The sequence below is a fragment of the Spirosoma terrae genome, assembly GCF_010435915.1.
In the GTDB taxonomy this organism is placed as follows: domain Bacteria; phylum Bacteroidota; class Bacteroidia; order Cytophagales; family Spirosomataceae; genus Spirosoma; species Spirosoma terrae.
In genome coordinates this window covers 111,550-130,958 of the sequence record NZ_JAAFZH010000021.1, presented here as the reverse complement: position 1 = coordinate 130,958, position 19,409 = coordinate 111,550, and the positions used below count along the sequence as shown (strand labels likewise).

Sequence of the window (19,409 nt, the reverse complement as noted above, 5' to 3'; positions counted from 1 at the left end):
CATCAGGTCGACACCGAACGTATATTGTATTTTGTCGGTGTTGTAATAGAAGTTATCGACCAATTGTAGTACGTTATTGGTAAAACCTTCCTGTGCGAAGCGGTGGCCCCCCATCTGAATGTTGGTCGATAGGGTTCCGCCTTCAATAGTCGAACGAACTGTTTCTACGATGTTACGGGGAATATTGGCCGCTGGCAACTGATCGCCAGGGCTACTCTTCTGGTACGTAAACAGGTGCTGGAGCTTCAGCTCGTTCGTGATTTTGGGCGAAAATGTTGTGCGAAGAGTAGCCAGCAGACTGTTGTCAACGTTGTAGTCGTTACCGTACGATTCGTAGATGTTAATGGCTGTATTATCGGCCAGGCCCAGCTTGTTACGATCGTTGGTATAGTTGTCGCGGATGGTCAACAGGTTATTGGGGTTAATCTGCCAGTCGATACGGGCGAAGCCGGCATCAGTACCCCGATTCTTGGGGAATGTACCGAATTGCTGGGTGTTGGCTACTCCGTATTTACTGCGGGCAATGTCGACAAACCGATTCAGTGTTGCATTGGTCACGTTAAACCGGCGCTCATCGAGCGGTGTCTGTACGTCGGCGATAATCAGCGGGCGCGAATCCTGTTGATGGTCCCATACTACAAAGTAATGGAGCTTGTCTTTAATAATCGGGCCACCTAGCGAAAAGCCGAACTGATTCGTCGAGAACGGTACGTTACGCTGGTTGCCCCGGATGTCGTATTGACTCGACAGCCAGTTGGCGCGGGTGTAATTGAAAACGCTACCGGTTAGTTTGTTCGTACCGGCTTTTGTTACGGCACTCACCAGACCACCCCCAGCCCGGCCGTATACTACGTCGTACTGGTTGGTAATTACCTTAAATTCCCGAACCGCTTCAATGGAAATCGAGTACGGTGCTCCGCTTCGGCTCGTGGTCGATCCGGCCGAGGTGGGGTTTTTGGCGTTCATCCCATCAATGGTGTAGTTGGTCGAAGAGCCAAGCTGACCGGAAAGGCTTCCGCTGTTGTTGGTGAGGGGCGACAGATTAACGAGTTGCGTAAAGTTCCGACCGTTGACCGGCATAGAAATCAGCGTTTTGGCGTTGATCGCCGTAGCGGCACCCAGGTTGTCGGTTTTGTTTTTTAACCCTGATGCCACTACCTGTATCACTTCCAGGTCCTGACTGGTTTCCTGTAGTGCCAGGTTGATTTTAATATCATCACCCTGATTGACCATATAGCCCGTCCGGCGCTGTTCGCCTAGCCCGACGGCTGTAATGGTAACCGTGTAGGGGCCACCCAGCGGAATTTCTTTGAAGAGGTATTCGCCTTTGACGTTGGTGACGGTTCCGGTCGAGAAACCCGTCGATTCGTTACGAACCCGAACCGTAGCACCGGGTAATGGTGAATTCTGTTTTTCGGTAATGACTCCCGAAATCGATGCCTGTGTCGTTTGGGCTATTGTATTGTCAGCGGTGCAATAGCTTAGTAACAACAGCGCAATGGTAACTAGTACGTGTTTTTTCATGCAACAGCATTGTGAAATTTTCTGCTGCAAAGAGAGGTGTTGCGTTTTACTAAGATGTTACGGGGTTATTATCAATTTATGATGATTATTGAATGCGAGAATTCTGGTATGGAAAGTGCAATAATTCCTGTTTATAGTAATGAATCCTGCGTTTTTGGAGCGTTATGCACAAAGCGATATAGGTAAGGAGCTTTGTGAGCGCCCCCGCTATATTGTTTTTTCAGGCGCTCCAGAATACCTAAGCCAAGCATTTTTCGCTGGAAACTGGACCGGTGGAGGGGTTGTCCGAGAATGGTTTCGTACAGACTTTGCAGGTCGTTCATGGTGAAGGTTTCGGGTAATAAATTAAAAACGATCAGCTTACGGTCCAGATCGGCCCGGAGCGTATCGAGGGCCTTGGCAACAATCAGATTGTGATCGAGCATAAGGGGAGGTAACGTAGCCAGATCGTGCCATTGGCAATTGTCAGATAAAAGGTCAGGAATGGGGATCGCTTTGGTAAAATCAACCAGGGCATAAAAACCAACCGTAACGAATCGCTGTAGTAGCCAGTGATCGTTAACTGGGTCCAGGCCTCTTTTGAGCAGGATAGTACGTAGCGGGTTAGGATCATATCGGCTCATATCGCCAAACACGTAAAACTGATCCAGATAGATGTCCCGCAGACTGGTCCGGTCATTCAGCGTCCGTTTAGCTGCGTCGTTTAGATTTTCACCAGATCGTATAAAGCCGCCGGGTAACGCAAACAAATCCGTATGTCGGTATTCCAGCAGTAAAATCTTAAGCTGGTTGTCGTGAAAACCAAAAATAACGCAATCAATGGCCAGTCCAGGCAAGAAACCTTGTCCATCGGGTCTTATCTCTTCGGTACTGAGGGGTTTATCCATCTGGCTATTCGTTACGGTAAAAGCAGGAAAATTTGGCGATGTCAGGGTTAGCTGTTATTATTGTCGCAAAGTGCTACAATATAGATAAATGCAACTATATGTACGCTTTTACTCGTCCATAAACAGAAGAACTTTTATTCCTTTATCCTATGAAATATCATTTAATGCTGATGCTTGCCGCTCAGTTAGGTTTGCCCGCTCTGGCGCAGACAAGCAAACAGGCTCCCCAGGTCAAAACGGCCAATGGTCTGGTAGAAGGGACTATTGAAGCCAGTGGCATTCGTTCCTTCAAAGGCATTCCGTTTGCGCAGCCGCCCGTAGGTGATCTGCGTTGGAAAGAACCCCAACCTGTAAAAAACTGGTCTGGCGTTAAGCAAACGCAGAAATTTGGTCCTCGTGCTATGCAGCGGGCGCTGTTTGGCGATATGGGTTTTCGGTCGGATGGTATGAATGAAGACTGTTTATATCTGAACGTCTGGACTCCTGCCAAGTCATCGCAAGAAAAACTGCCTGTGCTGGTGTATTTCTACGGAGGAGGGTTTGTGGCAGGCGATGGGTCGGAGCCGCGTTACGATGGCGAAAGTATGGCGCGTAAAGGAATTGTTGCGCTGACGGTGAACTATCGACTAGGCTTATTTGGGTTTTTTGCCCATCCTGAGTTAAGTAAAGAATCCCCTAATCATTCGTCGGGCAACTACGGGTATCTGGATCAGAATGCCGCACTACGTTGGGTACAGCAGAATATCGAAGCGTTTGGTGGCGATCCTAAGCGAGTAACCATTGCCGGGGAATCGGCCGGGTCGGTTTCTGTTTGTGCTCAAATGGTTTCACCGCTGTCGAAAGGACTCATTGCCGGGGCTATTGGCGAGAGTGGTTCTCTGTTAGGAACGTTGCCTCCGATTACGCTGACTGATGGGGAGAAAAACGGGGTTGAGTTCGCGACTATGGTAGGTGTAAAAACGATCGCCGACATGCGGGCCATATCTGCGGAGAAATTACTGGAAGAAACGGCCAAAGTTGCCTTCGGGCGTTTTGCAGCTACGGTCGATGGCTACTTTTTTCCTAAACAACCGGCTGCCTTGTTCGCAGCTGGTGAGCAGGCTCACGTACCCTTATTGGCTGGCTGGAATTCTGAAGAAATGAACTATCGGGCCATATTCGGCCAGGAAAAACCGACGGTAGAAAACTACACGAAAGTCGTACAGAAACTCTATCCTGAGCGGGCCGATGCCGTACTAAAGGCATATGCTGCCAATACAGACGAGGAGGTCGTCCAGGCGGCTACAGCCTTAGCGGGTGATCGTTTTATTGGCTACAGTACCTGGAAATGGGCTGATATACAAAGCAAAACGGGTGGTAAGCCGGTCTATCGCTACTTCTACGCCCGCCCGCGTCCAGCCATGACGCCTGAAATGGGAAATGCAACGCCAGGTTTGGCGGGTGGCGTGGTGAAAGGTGGCAATGGGGCTGCTCCCAAAGCACCACAAGCGCAGGGTGCCGTCCACTCAGCCGAGATTGAGTATGCAATGGGTAATCTGTCGACGAACAAAGTGTATGCCTGGACGCCAGAGGACTACAGAGTGTCGGAAACGATGCAGAACTACTTTGCCAATTTTATAAAAACGGGTAACCCAAACGGAGCTGGACTACCGAAATGGACTCCCCTGAAAAATGGCGAAACGGTTCAGGTGATGCATATTGATGTAGACACTAAATCAATGGCGGAGACCCATAAAGACAGATATCTTGTTCTTGATTCGTTCGTTAAGTAATATTCACAACTAGTTTAGAGTAGGCTGGTGTTTTTGTTATGCTGACGAAGGATGCATCTTTGGTAGCTAGATAATAGAATAGGTCATCCGAAGATGCTTCCTTCGTCAGCATGGCAAAAAATGCTTAGTAGTTAACTCCAGGTAAATCACAAAGCCAGCAGCTGTTTTTAGACGCTGCTGGCTTTGTATGTATAGGGCTGGAAGGTCTTGTTACGTTGTTGCCAATGCTGGCTGATTGGTATAAACTGACAGTAATGCAGACAGCTTTCCGACGGTACGAGATTAAAATTTCTTTCCAATTAGCTACCGATAAAAAATAAATTTATATACCTTTTTTTGAAATTAGAAACTGCTTTTTCAGATAAGTGTATGTACTATTCTTTTTGGAGATATCACTACTGTGGCAAGACGAAATTTTTCGAGAAAATGTGTATATAAATGGTTGATTAAGAAAATAGTATGTGTGTGACAATTTACGAATAGTATCGTCAAAGATGATATAAGTGGTAGCGTAAAAATACTTATACTACTTATGCGTCTTTACCTATCCGTTTCTTGTGCTACGTATACTTGTATTGACTTATTTACTGCTACGTTGTTGTTACGTATGTGCGCTACCAACGCACAGGCAATTGTCTGGGTATGTATATGACCGTTCTACCCAGTTACCCATAGCGGGGGTGAACATATATGAGACTTCTGGCAGAAAGGGTACTATTTCCGATAGCAAAGGGTATTTTTCGTTATCGATACCTATCGAAGCGACCATATCGCTTACCTTCTCTTTTGTTGGTTTCCGACCAGTTAGTGAGATCATAACGCCAGATCAGAAAGGCGTACTGGCTGTGTATTTATCCGCCGGGCAAACGCTTACTGAACAAACCATCAAAGTGGTGAAAAATTCGTCAGGCATTGACAATGCACAAATGAGCGCGTTGAGCCTGTCGATGGATAAACTCAATAAAATTCCCGTTTTGCTGGGGGAGAAAGATGCCCTGAAAGTTCTTCAACTGCTGCCGGGCGTTCAGAAGGGGGCAGAAGGAAGCGCTGGGATTTATGTTCGGGGTGGAGCGCCCGACCAGAACCTGATTTTGCTGGATAACACGCCCATCTATAATCCGAATCATTTACTGGGATTCTTTTCCGCGTTTAATGGCGATGTACTCAACCGTGTCGATCTAACGAAAGGTGGATTTCCGGCGCGCTTTGGCGGTCGTTTGTCGTCCGTCATTGAGCTGACTACTAAAGATGGAAGTACTGATCGATTACGGGGTGAAGCGTCGGCAGGCGTGGTGGCCTCGCGATTAACCCTAAGCGGGCCATTGAGCCCAAACGTTTCTTTTGTGATCGCTGGTCGACGGACCTACCTGGATATTATAACGGGTTTGTTGGGGACAAATATGGCCGACCAGCCCGTTCTAAAGACTTTTTTCCACGATCTGAATGCCAAACTAACCATACGTATCAGCGAGACCGACAAGGTTTATGTCAGTGGCTATGCCAGTAAGGACAAATTCAACAACATTCGTACTGAAAAAGGGCCGTTACGATCCGCCCTGCAATGGGGTAATGGGGCGGGGAGTATTCGCTGGAGCCATCGTGGTGCAACAGGTGCTACGTCTGAGGCTACTCTGTTCTATAGCCAGTACGCTATGAATATGCAGGATCAACAGACGATTATAGAAAATAATGTAACTAATACGTACAACCTTTTCTATCAATCAGTCATCAGCGATCTGAGCGGTAAGTATGATATCAGTCGGTACGTAAACGATCGGCATCAGCTTCGGTATGGTGGGCAAGTAACGTATCACCAGTTTACACCGCAGGCCCATGTTGCCGAGGGAAATGCAGACGTAACGCCCACCACGAACGATGAGTCCGTCAATACGTTGGAAGGGGGGGCTTACATCGAACATTCGTGGAGCCCCGGTAGCCGTTGGCGTATCAATAGCGGCCTTCGACTGAGTGCATACACCGTTTTGGGGAAGGGAACGGGACGTGATTCAGCCGCGTCTGCTTATGTTCGACCGGAGCCCCGGTTATCGATGGCGTATCGGGTAACGCCCAGCCTGTCAGTCAAAGGATCGTATGCCTTAATGAATCAGTACGTTCATTTGCTGTCGAGCACTGGTATCGGGCTCTCCACCGATTTGTGGGTACCAACCGTTGATCGGATTCGACCACAGACCTCGCAGCAGGTTGCTTTAGGCTTTGTTAACGAGTGGGCTAAAACAGGATTAACCCTGACCCTGGAGGGCTACTACAAACGCATGGACAATCTACTAAGCTATCGTGAGGGGGCCAGCTTTATGTCGACTAATGCACAGGGCGGAATCAGTTCGGCGAAGTGGATCGATAACGTAACCAGTGGTCAGGGGGCATCGTATGGCACGGAATTTCTGTTGCAGAAGCAAGCAGGACGGTTTTCGGGCTGGCTGGGCTACACCTTGTCCTGGACCAGGTGGCAGTTCGATGCCCTGAACGGAGGCAAGCCTTTTTTTCCGCGCTATGATCGTCGGCACGATGCTTCTGTTGTGGGCATATATGAACTATCGCCTTCTATCTCGTTGTCGGGAGCCTGGGTGTATGGTACAGGCAATGCGCTCACTCTTCCTTTATCGCGTTACTCGGGTTATTCTGATCAGAAGAACGTAGCGGGGCCCCTTACATCGAGTGCGGTATATGGTTCAGCTGTCAACGTAAAGGAATATGGCGAACGTAACAGTTTTCGGGCTGAGGCTTACCATCGGCTGGACGTAAGCCTACGATTTACCAGAAAGCGACGTAGTTACGAACGCGTCTGGGAGGTAAGCGTATACAATGTGTACAATCGACGTAACGCCTTTCTGTACTCGCTGGAAGGAAAAGAGCAGGGGCAGGGATTGCCGTCGAAGACGGTTTTATATAAATATTCTCTATTTCCCGTTGTGCCCTCAGTAAGCTATACTGTCAGGTTCTAAGGGGGGAATTGGTTTATGGTTTGAGGTTTATGGTTCATCGTACTGAAAAAAAGTCAATCATCCACGAACCATAAACGATAGACCATAAACCCACCAGTACTGATTAAATAAAACACCGTAACGTTCCTTTACTATGATTTCTGCCTGTAAGCAATGGCGATGGCTCTTTCTGTTGATTGGTCTATCGGGCTGTGGTGCAATGCGAGAAGAGGTAGTCCCAGGCGAGCTTGCTGGCGAATCCAGTAAACTGGTCGTCGACTGTTTTATTTCGCCACAAGACTCGGTGTTAACAGCTAAAGTCAGCCGGTCGCGACCAATTCTGGATGATAAGGCTACTCAGAAGGTGGAAGTTACTGATGCCATTGTTACGCTCACTGATGGCAAAAGCACGGTAAAGTTTCTTTACAATAGTAAATTAGGATTATATACCGCCAAAAGAGAGTTTTTGCCAATTAAGGTGGGCGTCGCTTATTCTCTGACCGTTCAAGCTCCCGACGGTATCCGTGTAACGGCGACCACCACTGTGCCTGCTAACGTACCGCTCGAAGCCGTAAAAATTGATTCGTCAATGATCGGTTCAGTGAAGAGCTATCGAGTTCTGGCAAGCTGGCAAAATCACTCTCATACGTACTATCGCGTAAAAGGATCGATACGTAACATTGGTCAGAACGCACCGGTCAATGCATCCTATGGTGAACCGGAAACAATCCTATTTACCATGTCAGACAACACATTCGGACTGCTGTCCGCTTTAAGTAATGACAATAGTCTGAATGTATCAGCTTCTATTTGTGATGGGACAATTAGAAAGAAATACCGTTCAATTTTGATTAATTTATCTTTATTACAGACCGATGCGGCTTATTATCGATACCATCTTGCCCTTGATGCTCAGTTAAAAGCTGCTGGTAATCCTTTTGCCGAAGCGGTAATCATCCCCACAAATATTCAGGGTGGGCTGGGGTGTTTCGGGAGCTATAATCAATCAACCAAGACCGTAGTATTGAATTGACTTTTGCTTTTCTGTTTGCATGTATTCGCGAATAAAGAAAGGTTTGTACTATTCCTTTCTAGGTGTTTTTTCTGTGCTGATGGGTAATAATAAGTTTATTATATACTAAAATAGTAAACAAATACTATTTATATTGCAGAGGTTTTATCCCGTTGGGATAATAAGCTAGTTACTGTAGCCTCTGTAATTATGAAGCTAGTACTGTCTGTTGTTCTCTGGCTGGCAATCTATTCTGTTGCTAGAGGACAAAATGATTCTCTTTCTGTTCTGCCGGAACATTTTAGGGATATAGAGATTGAAGTTGGAGGGTTAATGTCGTCAGGCTATAGAACCCCATTCTGGTTGCAGGCTAACCAGTTTGCATTAGTTCCCAGGAGTAGCCCGGCCGGAACGTTACGTCTGGGCATACAAGAGCAGTTTTCCTTAAGCAAAGTTTATCCTAATCGCCATATAAGTTATGGTTTGCAGGTGGCTGGCAATGCGGCTAGGACATCAGCTATACTTTTTCCAGAGGCCTATTTATCCCTTGACTTGGGTCATTTCAGTCTTTGGGGAGGGCGGAAAAAAGAAATTATTGGTCTAGGTGATTCGACGCTAACCTCGGGATTTTATTCCTGGTCGGGAAATGCATTACCGATCACTAAGCTTCAGATTGGGACAAACGGCTTCACTCCTTTAGGCTTTACTAATGGCTTAATATCGGTCCATGCTTTTTTTGCCCATGGCTGGATTGCCAATTCTGATAGTGTTAGAGGTTCATTTCTCCATCAGAAAGCATTGTATGTTCGTTTAGGCCGCCCTAACTCACGTGTACGTTTAACTGCGGGTGTACTACATAATGCTCAGTGGGGGGGACGGTCAGACGTTTTGGCTCCTGGTATGACCAAAGATGGTAGGCTACCTGATACCTTTAACGATTTTTTATATGTCCTTACTGCCCGTGAGGGCAATGAATCCGATTCGCCTAGTCTGACCAAGTTTGACAGAATCAATCGCGTTGGTAACCATCTGGGCTCTATTGATTTTAGTGTTGATATTAATTTGGGGCGGTGGCAGGCTATGGGTTATTATCAGCATCCATTCGAGGATAAGTCAGGTGTTGCTTTTATCAATCTTCCAGATGGACTTTATGGTATTCGATTAGTGAATAGAAGTACCAGAAAGGATGGTTTCCAATTAAAGCATATTCTCTTGGAATATTTTAATACAATGAGCCAGAGTGGTTCAATCGCTAACAACTCTCGATATGACGGACAAGATGATTACTTTAATAATTATCAATATGTTGATGGGTGGCAGCAAGGCCGATATGTAATTGGTACGCCATTTCTTTCTCGTCGGGATGATGTAAGAGCTGAACTACGGAATGAGCAGCCTGAAAAACGGATATGGGCTATCACCAACAATCGTGTCCAAATGGCGCATTTGGGACTTGCAGGAAACATATCTCAGGAGGTACAATGGCAGAGTAAGCTGTCGATCAGTCAGAACTATGGTACGTATCGGTATCCATTTGTTCAGCCAAGGCCTCAATTTTCAGGAGTTGTGTGGCTGACATGGCCCTTACAGTTGTTGGGTGGGGCCGAACTCAGAACGGCTATTGCACTTGATCACGGACAATTATACGATAATGCGGTAGGGGGCTGGATTAGTCTTCGAAAGGTCTGGAAAACAATAAAATAAGCCAACGATAGTAAAGCTATCTCAATTAGCTAACCAGTTATTATGTGAACAACTATTAGGAACATAAACTCTCCACTATAAGTATACTATTATGGTAGCTCAGTTCTCAAAAACATTTTTATTTGGCGTTTCTTATGCTTCAGTTGATTATGAATCAGCTACTCAGATCATTATACAAAATGCAGAAAATAAACTAAGTTTTGGCGTGTCTGCATTGGCCGTACACGGATTAATGGAATCCAATCGAAATAAAACTATAGGTAACTATGTGTCGCGTATCGATATGGTAGTTCCGGATGGTAAACCTGTCCAGTGGGCTTTAAATGCATTTAATAAAGCAGGGCTTAAAGATCGGGTTTATGGGCCAGACTTGACTAGGTACGTCTTGAAAGCAGCAGGTAACAAACAATTAAAGGTATATTTATACGGCAGTACAGCCGAGACGTTAGAAAAGCTCAGAGAATATATTCCACGAACGTTCCCCGGAGTTACTATTTGTGGGATACATGTTGATCGTTTTCGGGATGCTACTCAAGAAGAAGATGCTGCAGATATTGAAAAGATAAATCGTTCTGGCGCCAATATTGTACTAGTTGGGAGAGGGTGCCCAAGGCAAGAGATCTGGGTGTCGCAGCATTTAGGGAAAATAAATGCCCCCATGATGGCTGTAGGGGCCGCTTTCGACTACTTTGTTGGAAATATTAAACGACCGCCCGGTTGGATGCAGCAGGCTGGATTAGAATGGCTATTCCGTTTATCGCAGGAACCGCGTCGATTGTTTAAACGATACGCTATTACAAATTCTTTGTATATCTACTACGTATTACGATTAATGGTGAGTCAGCATTTTTCAAAAGTTAGTACGCAGGAGTAGATATTATGATTCTTCCTGGGAAAGAAGTGTCTCTTTCCCAGGAAGGGTTGTTATACAAGTTGTCCTAATCGGGCAGCCATACTGTCATGTATCTGTAGCATTGTCTGTTTTAGGTCATAATGCCAGTTCCAGTCGGGATAATGCTCTTTAAATTTGTTCAAATTGGAAATATACCAAATATGGTCGCCAATTCGGTTTGTTTCAGAGTACGTATAATTCATTTTATTTCCCGAAATTTCTTCACATAAACTAATCGCTTCCAGCATGGAGCAGTTAGCGTGGCGGCCTCCTCCTGCATTATATACTTCTCCTGCCCGTGGGTTTTGATAAAAATGCCAGAACATATTTACTAAGTCCCAGCTATGAATGTTATCACGTACTTGTTTGCCCTTGTACCCGAATACTGTATACTGAGTACCAGTGATAGCACATTTCATTAAATATGATAAAAAGCCATGAAGCTGGGCACCAGAGTGATTAGGTCCCGTTAAGCACCCTCCTCTAAATACACCTGTTTTCATGCCAAAATAGCGGCCATACTCTTGGACAAGAATATCCGCTGCTACTTTGGATGCTCCAAATAAAGAGTGTTTGGTATGATCCAGGCTCATAAACTCATCAATACCGTTTTGGAAATAAGGGTGGGACTCGTCTATTTCCCAGCGTGTTTCTGTTTCAATCAGGGGTAAGAAATTGGGATTATCGCCGTACACCTTATTGGTGGAGGTAAAGATAAAGACCGCTTCTGGGCAATGCTGGCGAGTCATTTCCAGCATGTTTAATGTGCCATTGGCATTTACTGTAAAATCCGTAAATGGTTCACGGGCTGCCCAATCGTGGCTGGGCTGAGCTGCTGTATGTACTATGAGCTTGATGTCAGTTCCAAACTCCTGAAAAATAGGTTCGAGTTGGCTGGTTTCACGAATGTCGGCTGGGCGATGAGTATAGTTAGTGTATGAATCCAGTAGCCGATTTCGATTCCATTCGGTTGAAGCATCAGTACCAAAAAAGTATTGACGCATATTGTTGTCTATACCAACAATCAAATCAAACTTATTGGCTAAGAAAGAAACGGATTCACTGCCGATTAAACCAGCCGAACCAGTTATTAGAGCAATACGCATAATAAGAAGTGTTTAAGTCTAAATATGAAATTACTTTGATGTGATGCAGGCTTATGAATTATGTTTAATTAATAAATGCAACATTTTTTTAAAAATAATACTAATTATTTATGATAATAAAAAAATGTAAACTAAAAGTTTGTTAAATATAAAATTTAATACTTTTTAAAGTGTAGATGCCATTTTTTTATAGATGCGAAAAATTAATGTGATTTTGATGCTTGTAAAGAGTCGTTTGCGTTAGATCTAAAATGAAATATATGTAGGAAGTTGGCAGGAAAGATGTTTAATGAATGTTGATTGTTTGGGTACCAAAACATCAATAAGAAACAACTTAAGTAAATACAAAAAATCGCATTGTATGGATAAAGTATAAAGTGACTACAAGTAAGCTGCTTTTAGAGCGAAGGTATTAACGTGCGCTAATACTCAGCTAAGAGATAGTGCTTATAAGCTGTTATAAGCAGCTAAAAACTGAAAAAAGCTGATTGTTTTCAGGAAAAGCTTTGATTCCGGTCATTCATCGAAAAGAACCGGTTCAAGGGGGCGTAGCAGGCGAAATTTGATCATCGAATCAAAGGGAAATCGCCAAATAGTACTAAAATGCTACAGCAATCAGCCGCTTACAAGAGTTTTAAATTAACATTTAACGGTACATTACTTGTGATTTCATTTGTTGTATTTAGTGTATTAACAGCCTGTAATCCTCAACAAGATATGATTACACCGGAGAGCTCAAGGGCTGGTTTAGCTAGTATTGATATTATTGCTTCGAATCAGACTTCTAATATTGTTATTGATAGTAGCACTAGCTTAAAAGCAGCCGCTTCTTTTCCTGTAGGAGCGGCTCCCGGCTCTTGGCTAGAAAAAAAGACAGCGAAAGGATATCAGGTATTTGTAGATAACTTTAATGCAAAGACTGTTCATGCTTACATGAATCGGCAGGTGTCTCCTGGTAATTTCAATTTTTCGGAGATGGATTATTGGGTTAAATGGGCTGAAACGCATGCGATCAGATTACATGGGCACTGTTTAGTATATCAAGGTGCAGCTCCAGATTGGATACTGAATTTTAAAGGGCCCAATAATGAGTTCGAGCAAGTTGTTAAAACTCATATTCAGACGATGGTTGGTAGATACAAGGGGAAAATCAAAAGCTGGGATGTAGTTAACGAATTGATTAATGATAAAGATGGAACAATGTTTATGCGTGTCTTTCGTAAGCGCTATAACAGCGATGCTAGCTACATCGAGTTTCTAAAACGTTGTTTCCAGTGGGCTCATGAAGCAGACCCTAATGCCCTATTGTTTTATAACGACTACAACTTTGAGATTGCACCTGCGAAAGTTGAAGGGGTTATCCGGTTAGTCAATGAATTTAAGCGTACAGGTACACCTATTCATGGTATAGGCACTCAGATGCATATGAAAGTGAATACCCCTGATGCTGGTATAAGAAGTTCGTTGCAGCGCCTAGCCTCCACCGGTCTTTTAATTCACATTTCAGAACTTGATATTCAGATCAATCTAGATGAGAATCCTAATCTTATTTTTACAAATCAGTTGCTAGATGCGCAAGCCGCTAAATTCCGGACAGTTGCTCAAGCCTATAAAGAATTAGTACCGCGTCAGCAGCAGTATGGTATAACAGTATGGGATCTAGGGGACGCTGATAGCTGGATAGTTAATTCGAAAAAGGAACACGATGCTCCTTGTTTATTTAATACATCTTACAATAAAAAACCTGCTTATTATGGCTTTTTGCAGGGCCTTCGATAATAGACTCTAATCAAAAGCAGTTAGCCCAGCTAAAATAGCTGGGCTAACTGCTTTTGATTAGAGTCAGACAAAAAGATAGACATGTAGATGATTAGTAAGATGGTGATAACAATGCCGTCTTTTTACCAACTTTCTGATAAATATCCATTAGTACGTCGTAGTTCATTTCCGCTGTATACTTACGGTCAAACTCCCTTCTTCCTTCTAGGCCTAGGGCTTTAGCTCTATTTGGTTCAGAATAAATCCAATCGATTTTAGCTGCTAATTCAGCAGCGTTGCCCGCTTCGAACAATAGCCCTGTTTGTTCATTTTGTATCAATTCCGAAATTCCACCTATGCGTGCGCCGATAACTGGAGTGCCTTTTGCATAAGCTTCTACTACAACTCGGCCAAAAGGTTCATGCCAAGCTGAAGGAACAATAAGGGCAGCGGCCCCCCCAATCAGGTCATATGTATCAGTAACTGATTTTTTACCTACGTACTCAATTTGGCTGTATTTTCTGGTGTATTCTTCTACCAGTGGGAGTTGTGGCCCTTCGCCCACAATTTTGAGCTTTATAGCCGGATTGGCCAGTAAATCCATTGCTTTTAGTAAAACTTGAATACCCTTTTCTGGTTGAAGTCGGCCTACATATAGAATGTAATTTTCTTTTTGGGGCGCTATACCTGGGTCTGGATACACGAAGTTCGGCTTTACGTAAATCTTATTGGCCGGAAAACCTCCTTCCAAAAGCTTTGTTTTCATGAATTCTGATAGGCAAACAAACATATCCACGTGCCGCCATGTATTTAATAAGCCATGAACGATACGTGTAGAAGCGGATACCATGCTAGCTCCCAAGCTGTCTCTATAGCATTTATGGATAATACCAGATAGGGAATATTTGTTACTGACACATGTTTCGCAAATGTGTCCGTCTCGAAAAAGATAAGAATTAATGCACAAAAACCGGTAATTACGAACTGCTTGAACTATTGGGACATTGGCAGCTTTAGCTGCATAGTAGATAGAAGGGGAGATAAGCGGGAAGAAGTTTTGTACATGAACAATATCATGTTTCTTCTCCGCTAAAATGTTCTTCACATGCTGATAAGATTCGGTCGACCAGACGGCTCTTGTTGCTAACTGTAATTTAGAAAGCTCATTCGTTTTTGTATTATTCTCAGTATAGTACGTGACATCATGGCCATTATCACTTAAGATACGAGCCTCGGCCAGCCTTGATTCATCTTCTCCGCCCTTTATAAGGTATTTATTATGGATGCTTAAGATTCTCATATCTGTTTGTTGTAAATTGTTGAATGTAAAAGACTATACCACAAATTAGAACTATTCGTACGCTGGCTGTCTAATCGTATCTATAGACTAATAGCGCTTTTTAGATATGTATGGTGTTGGTTTCATCTTTTAGCTGTAGTAAAGTTGAAAGGAATTTATCGGGTGAATGATCCTGATAAAAAGCTTGCCCATCAATCGCTACGTCATTATAATTCTGTATTGATTTTGTAAGGTATCTGGCTATACCATCTATATCTTTAGGTGAAACGGCATTCCCTAATTTGTATCGCTCAACTAATTCGGGCATAAGGCCATATGTGGATACCAGGACAGGTTTATTATGCTTTGCTGCCTGTCCTAATAATCCGCTTGAGCCAAAAAAGTCTCGATAAACTAATAGGGGGAAGTTACACTCGCTAAATAGTGTTTCCATCTCACTATCACTAATAAACTCATCGCGATGAACGATCTGTAAACCGGGCTGATGCAAACGAAGGTGCTGCAAAGCATTGCTTAATATTGATTTGTAATGTCTTTTGACTGGGCCAACTACTAGTAGAGCCGCTTTCTGGGCCAAATCAGGAGTAAGTTTAGCAAAGGCAGCAAAAAGATTTTCTATGTTTTTACGCTCATCTATAGAACCAAATATTAGAAAGGTACAACGATTGTCTTCTATAGAATATGACTTACGGATATCCGTATACGTTGGCTCGTAAGTTAGTATAGGGTCTGGTAGATAACGAAACACTGGCTTTAATAAATGATTCATCGCATCCACGGTTTGCTGATCATTCAGAATGTATATGTGTCGCAGGCTCTTATTACGACACATATACATTTCGAGCCAACGCTTTTTCTGACGTAGTAACCAATACTTAATAAAATTACGTGTACCTCCACCAATTGCTTCTATTCTGAAGTGAGGTCTAAAATAAATTCCCGAAATGCTAAAAGGAGTGCTTTGATTACCAATTGAAATATGATATTGATCTAACTCAAGAATTAATACGTCATCTATATTATAGTGTCTAGCATATTGCTTAATTAACTTCCATTCCGCTTCTCTACGCGAAAACACACCGTTACACTGCTCTAGTGCAGTATTTTCTTCTTCTGTGATAAAGACTAATGAAATGTTTGCGTGCACTGATGCTAATGCAAGCTGCTGACGTACCGGACTGTTGAACAAAAATATAAGAGTACGGTCAGTAACCATATTTCTCTGGTTCAGCAAGTTGACAATAGTTTGGATATAGCCCAAGTTATGTCCTCGAACCTGTACGTCAAGATCACACACTAACTGGTTCATATACTTGGTTTATGTTACGTATGAACTGAGCTGGATTACCGGCCCAAACTTGATAAGGAGGTATATCTTTGGTAACAACTGAACAAGCTCCTATAATGGAGTGATGACCAATTGTGACTCCTTTTAAAATTGTGCTATGGGCACCAATAAAAACATGGTCTTCGATGACTACCGGAGATTTACGGGTATTATCTCTGTCTGCTTTTGAATGTTTGCGGTCGACGGCATTCAGGCTGTGAAAATTTGTATCGTAGATGGCTGTATTTCCCCCAAGCATTACGTAATCTCCAATATTAATTTGATGATGACACGTAATGGCAGTTGAGCTTATACCCACGCAATTACCAATAATTAGGGAAGCTTTTTCGCCCACAATAAACTCGCACTGTCTGTTACGTCCCGTAGGGCTGTAATATGGTCCGTTGCTGATTTTAAAATTATCGCCAGCCAGAAATTGGCCACTGAGAGATACATTGAGCAAGGGTATACCTCTGGACATAAAGTTCTTTCCGTACTTTACTCCATTCATAGCAAACAGCAATTTTACCAAAAGGGTATGCAGGCGAGGGGCCACATTGGTTTTGTAGACCCACCACATTTTGTAAAGTATTCTCAGCGGATTCATACAGAAACTTCCGATTTATACACATTACAAACCGACTGATACGTGTTAAGAACAGCCTGCTTAATTTGGTTAGGATTATGTCGCTGTCTGGCAACAAATCGACTTTGATGACTGATGATTTTGGCCAGATCGGTATCCGATTTTAACCGAAGAATTTGGTGGGCTATATCGGAAGGGTCGAGTGTCGTTAAAAGTCCGGTTTGGCTGTGTTCAATGAGGCTTGAAACGCCACCAACATTACTGGCTACAACAGGTAATCCGGCTACCTGGGCTTCACATACGCTGTTAGGACTGTTGTCAATATAAGAGGGATGGACTAAACAAAAACTCTCATTGTAGGCCTCGATCAAGCCTTGTCCGTTGACCATCCCTCTGAATTCCAAGTCGGCCAGTGAAATATTGGTCAGATTTTGTTTTTGAATGAATTTTTCAACCGACGAAAGCGAGCTTGGTTTAGCGCCAAGAATAATCAGTTTCATGGCTGGGTGTTGTGCTTTTACTAGGTTGAAGGTTAACAACAGTTCATTGAAACCTTTGATACGTTGCGCACCTCCTACATAAAGCAGTTTTTCGTTGCGGGAAAAATCATTATTGACGGTGAAAAATACAGGCCTGATCATTTCCCAAACCTGGTGGACAATAGCTTGGGGGTTTAGTTGATTGACCCAGGCTGTATCCCAATGGGTGCGACACATAAAACTGGGCAAACGTCGACAGTGGCTTCGTTCATAGTAACTAGCCAACAACCAATAAAACCGCCGATAAGATAGGAACTCAGGAATTATTTTATAGTACTCTGATATTATGCCCTGTATAGACAGTACTTTGGGTTTGTCTATTGAAGCGCAGGCTGCAAGAAACTGATTCTCGGATCCGTGTATATGAATAATATCAAACTCCTGTTCGTGTTGTTTAAGATAAGATTTCAATTGGTTTATCTTCAATAAACAACCTGTTAGAAGATCTATACTGCCTCGGGGAGATTTTAAATAAATATAATTAATACCATCCTTTTGAATTTGAGTACTTGCGTTGATTGACGAATTCCAGGTTACAATTGTTAGACTAACATGATGTTGCAGTACTTGGGCTAATGAAGTCATCCAACTAGCCGGATGACCTTTATGATTTTGAAGCAACGGATAATTGGCGAGCCAAAGGACACGCATTTTTTTATCTACCTGTTTTTCCGACTTATCTAAGACCGAAACGACACTCTGAGCGCTAGTTGTCATAATACGTTATTGATAAGGTTTAACCAACGGGCATTAGTGGCTTTATTCGATATAAGCTATTCATAAGGAAAGGCTGTTTTAATCCTTCCAAAGGATCCTTACTAGCCCTAACTGTATTGGATAAACAGGCTCCCACATAAAGCCAGATCACTACATCATAAGCAGACAGCTTAGGGTAATTTTCGATGAACATTCCAAGTGAATGGCATAGAATAGTTATACCCAGACCGACCACAAAAGGGTTATTAGCTTTTGTTAACCCTAGAAAGCCGGCTGCGATTAGTAAAAATAAAGTTGACCAAAGGAGTACGTAGCCGCCTTTTAATAAGTAGGATAAAATACCAACTTCAATGTTATATCGATAATAGTCATCAGCACTACTCCCTGAATACTCATATACAGAAAAGAAAAAGCTACTGAAGTATTTTCCTAAGGGACCTCGTCCGAATGTAAGATCGTTTTTATGATTCAAGTCTGCATATACTTCTTCATACATCCAAGCCCGGTTTTGGTCATTATCAATTTTTATCCCGAAAACATCTATTTCGCGCTGTGCAAATAAACTGGAAAGCGTATCTGCGTAAGTTATTAGGAGAACAACTAATAGAACAGCTGAAATGGCGGCTAAAATGGTTATAACCGATTTTTTACGTAGTAAAAAGTATGTAACAAAACACCCTATCAAGAGTAGTTCTCTCATTAAGATAGCGCGAACATTAGTCAATAGGCTTACTAAAGCACAAACGACTAAGCCAGCAATGAGTAATTGCTTTTGTTTTTTATTTAGGTAGGTCCAAAAAGGGAGTAGTAAGTAACTGAGCTGGATAAAAGGGCTTGAAAATAAAGCTAATCGGCCTTCGATAAAACCAAGCGGAGCCAGGAAAATACCGACCCAAACCAGTTTTAGTCCGGTTCTTAAAAGCACATCATAGTTGATGATTCGATCTCCGGCTAGTGCTATTATAGGAACCAGTAAACCTAGTCCTGTTGTATAATTGCCCAATAAATTGGCAATGACTTGGGTATCCATTTCTGCACTTCTGCAGATCGTTATTATGCAGTATACTAAGTATAGCGTATAAAAGCTGGCAAAGAAGCGGGAGAATGTTGATCGGCGCCGAACACTTTTCCATACAATTCGGACAAGCAGGCAAAATGCAATGAACATAGTTCCTGCGATAGAAATTTTAAATGCATTGAACCCCTTTGGCTGGAAATACTGAATGAAGCCAGTATAAATACACAGAAGAGTCAGAATCCAGAAAAAGTCCCAGTTACGAAGCCGGTGTGATGTAATCGGGTTATACTGATTCCCAAAAGGATAAGCCTCCATAGTCTGATAG

The 19,409-nt window shown here is 43.2% G+C and carries 14 protein-coding genes; 6 read left to right on the top strand and 8 right to left on the bottom strand.

Going from position 1 to position 19,409, the window contains the following annotated elements:
* A partial coding sequence (locus GK108_RS28835; protein ID WP_212592909.1) for a TonB-dependent receptor occupies nucleotides 1-1,524 on the bottom strand: 1,524 nt, incomplete at its 3' end.
* Nucleotides 1,525-1,655: 131 nt separating this feature from the next.
* A complete protein-coding gene (locus tag GK108_RS28830) occupies nucleotides 1,656-2,411 on the bottom strand; it encodes an NUDIX hydrolase (RefSeq protein ID WP_163955058.1) in 756 nt (251 codons plus the stop codon).
* A gap of 149 nt (nucleotides 2,412-2,560) precedes the next feature.
* On the opposite strand from GK108_RS28830, the gene GK108_RS28825 reads away from it, so the two are divergent.
* From GK108_RS28825 to GK108_RS28805, 5 genes are all read left to right on the top strand, one after another.
* On the top strand, nucleotides 2,561-4,183 hold the full coding sequence (locus GK108_RS28825; RefSeq protein ID WP_163955057.1) for a carboxylesterase/lipase family protein: 1,623 nt from the start codon (nucleotides 2,561-2,563) through the stop codon (nucleotides 4,181-4,183).
* A gap of 557 nt (nucleotides 4,184-4,740) precedes the next feature.
* Complete coding sequence (locus GK108_RS28820; RefSeq protein ID WP_163955056.1) at nucleotides 4,741-7,146, top strand: TonB-dependent receptor; 2,406 nt, start codon at nucleotides 4,741-4,743, stop codon at nucleotides 7,144-7,146.
* 133 nt (nucleotides 7,147-7,279) lie between these two features.
* On the top strand, nucleotides 7,280-8,158 hold the full coding sequence (locus GK108_RS28815) for a DUF4249 domain-containing protein (protein WP_163955055.1): 879 nt from the start codon (nucleotides 7,280-7,282) through the stop codon (nucleotides 8,156-8,158).
* Nucleotides 8,159-8,347: 189 nt separating this feature from the next.
* Entirely contained in the window at nucleotides 8,348-9,841 is a 1,494-nt protein-coding gene (locus tag GK108_RS28810; protein ID WP_163955054.1) for a capsule assembly Wzi family protein, read from the top strand.
* A 91-nt stretch (nucleotides 9,842-9,932) separates the two neighbouring features.
* Nucleotides 9,933-10,715 (top strand): WecB/TagA/CpsF family glycosyltransferase, encoded by a 783-nt coding sequence (locus GK108_RS28805; RefSeq protein WP_163955053.1) that lies wholly within the window; start codon nucleotides 9,933-9,935, stop codon nucleotides 10,713-10,715.
* Nucleotides 10,716-10,765: 50 nt separating this feature from the next.
* Here the strand turns inward: GK108_RS28805 and GK108_RS28800 are convergent, their stop codons facing one another.
* Nucleotides 10,766-11,839 (bottom strand): NAD-dependent epimerase/dehydratase family protein, encoded by a 1,074-nt coding sequence (locus GK108_RS28800; RefSeq protein WP_163955052.1) that lies wholly within the window; start codon nucleotides 11,837-11,839, stop codon nucleotides 10,766-10,768.
* A gap of 603 nt (nucleotides 11,840-12,442) precedes the next feature.
* On the opposite strand from GK108_RS28800, the gene GK108_RS28795 reads away from it, so the two are divergent.
* Nucleotides 12,443-13,618, top strand: a complete 1,176-nt coding sequence (locus GK108_RS28795; protein WP_163955051.1) for an endo-1,4-beta-xylanase — start codon at nucleotides 12,443-12,445, stop codon at nucleotides 13,616-13,618.
* 91 nt (nucleotides 13,619-13,709) lie between these two features.
* Here the strand turns inward: GK108_RS28795 and GK108_RS28790 are convergent, their stop codons facing one another.
* From GK108_RS28790 to GK108_RS28770, 5 genes are all read right to left on the bottom strand, one after another.
* On the bottom strand, nucleotides 13,710-14,897 hold the full coding sequence (locus GK108_RS28790) for a glycosyltransferase family 4 protein (protein ID WP_163955050.1): 1,188 nt from the start codon (nucleotides 14,895-14,897) through the stop codon (nucleotides 13,710-13,712).
* A gap of 100 nt (nucleotides 14,898-14,997) precedes the next feature.
* Complete coding sequence (locus GK108_RS28785) at nucleotides 14,998-16,206, bottom strand: glycosyltransferase (protein ID WP_163955049.1); 1,209 nt, start codon at nucleotides 16,204-16,206, stop codon at nucleotides 14,998-15,000.
* Entirely contained in the window at nucleotides 16,187-16,831 is a 645-nt protein-coding gene (locus GK108_RS28780) for an acyltransferase (RefSeq protein ID WP_163955048.1), read from the bottom strand. Before GK108_RS28780 ends, GK108_RS28785 begins: the two co-directional genes overlap by 20 nt.
* Nucleotides 16,828-18,066, bottom strand: coding sequence for a glycosyltransferase family 4 protein (locus tag GK108_RS28775; RefSeq protein WP_163955047.1), 1,239 nt, complete (start codon nucleotides 18,064-18,066; stop codon nucleotides 16,828-16,830). The genes GK108_RS28780 and GK108_RS28775 overlap by 4 nt, the downstream gene beginning before the upstream one ends.
* A gap of 19 nt (nucleotides 18,067-18,085) precedes the next feature.
* A complete protein-coding gene (locus GK108_RS28770; RefSeq protein ID WP_163955046.1) occupies nucleotides 18,086-19,096 on the bottom strand; it encodes a hypothetical protein in 1,011 nt (336 codons plus the stop codon).
* Nucleotides 19,097-19,409: the final 313 nt, after the last annotated feature.

Excerpts from the sequence above, each read along its gene's own strand:
- GK108_RS28830 (WP_163955058.1), bottom strand. The coding sequence starts at position 2,411 with ATGGATAAACCCCTCAGTACCGAAGAGATAAGACCCGATGGACAAGGT.
- GK108_RS28825 (WP_163955057.1), top strand. The coding sequence starts at position 2,561 with ATGAAATATCATTTAATGCTGATGCTTGCCGCTCAGTTAGGTTTGCCC.
- GK108_RS28815 (WP_163955055.1), top strand. The coding sequence starts at position 7,280 with ATGATTTCTGCCTGTAAGCAATGGCGATGGCTCTTTCTGTTGATTGGT.
- GK108_RS28810 (WP_163955054.1), top strand. The coding sequence starts at position 8,348 with ATGAAGCTAGTACTGTCTGTTGTTCTCTGGCTGGCAATCTATTCTGTT.
- GK108_RS28805 (WP_163955053.1), top strand. The coding sequence starts at position 9,933 with ATGGTAGCTCAGTTCTCAAAAACATTTTTATTTGGCGTTTCTTATGCT.
- GK108_RS28800 (WP_163955052.1), bottom strand. The coding sequence starts at position 11,839 with ATGCGTATTGCTCTAATAACTGGTTCGGCTGGTTTAATCGGCAGTGAA.
- GK108_RS28795 (WP_163955051.1), top strand. The coding sequence starts at position 12,443 with ATGCTACAGCAATCAGCCGCTTACAAGAGTTTTAAATTAACATTTAAC.
- GK108_RS28790 (WP_163955050.1), bottom strand. The coding sequence starts at position 14,897 with ATGAGAATCTTAAGCATCCATAATAAATACCTTATAAAGGGCGGAGAA.
- GK108_RS28785 (WP_163955049.1), bottom strand. The coding sequence starts at position 16,206 with ATGAACCAGTTAGTGTGTGATCTTGACGTACAGGTTCGAGGACATAAC.
- GK108_RS28780 (WP_163955048.1), bottom strand. The coding sequence starts at position 16,831 with ATGAATCCGCTGAGAATACTTTACAAAATGTGGTGGGTCTACAAAACC.
- GK108_RS28775 (WP_163955047.1), bottom strand. The coding sequence starts at position 18,066 with ATGACAACTAGCGCTCAGAGTGTCGTTTCGGTCTTAGATAAGTCGGAA.
- GK108_RS28770 (WP_163955046.1), bottom strand. The coding sequence starts at position 19,096 with ATGGATACCCAAGTCATTGCCAATTTATTGGGCAATTATACAACAGGA.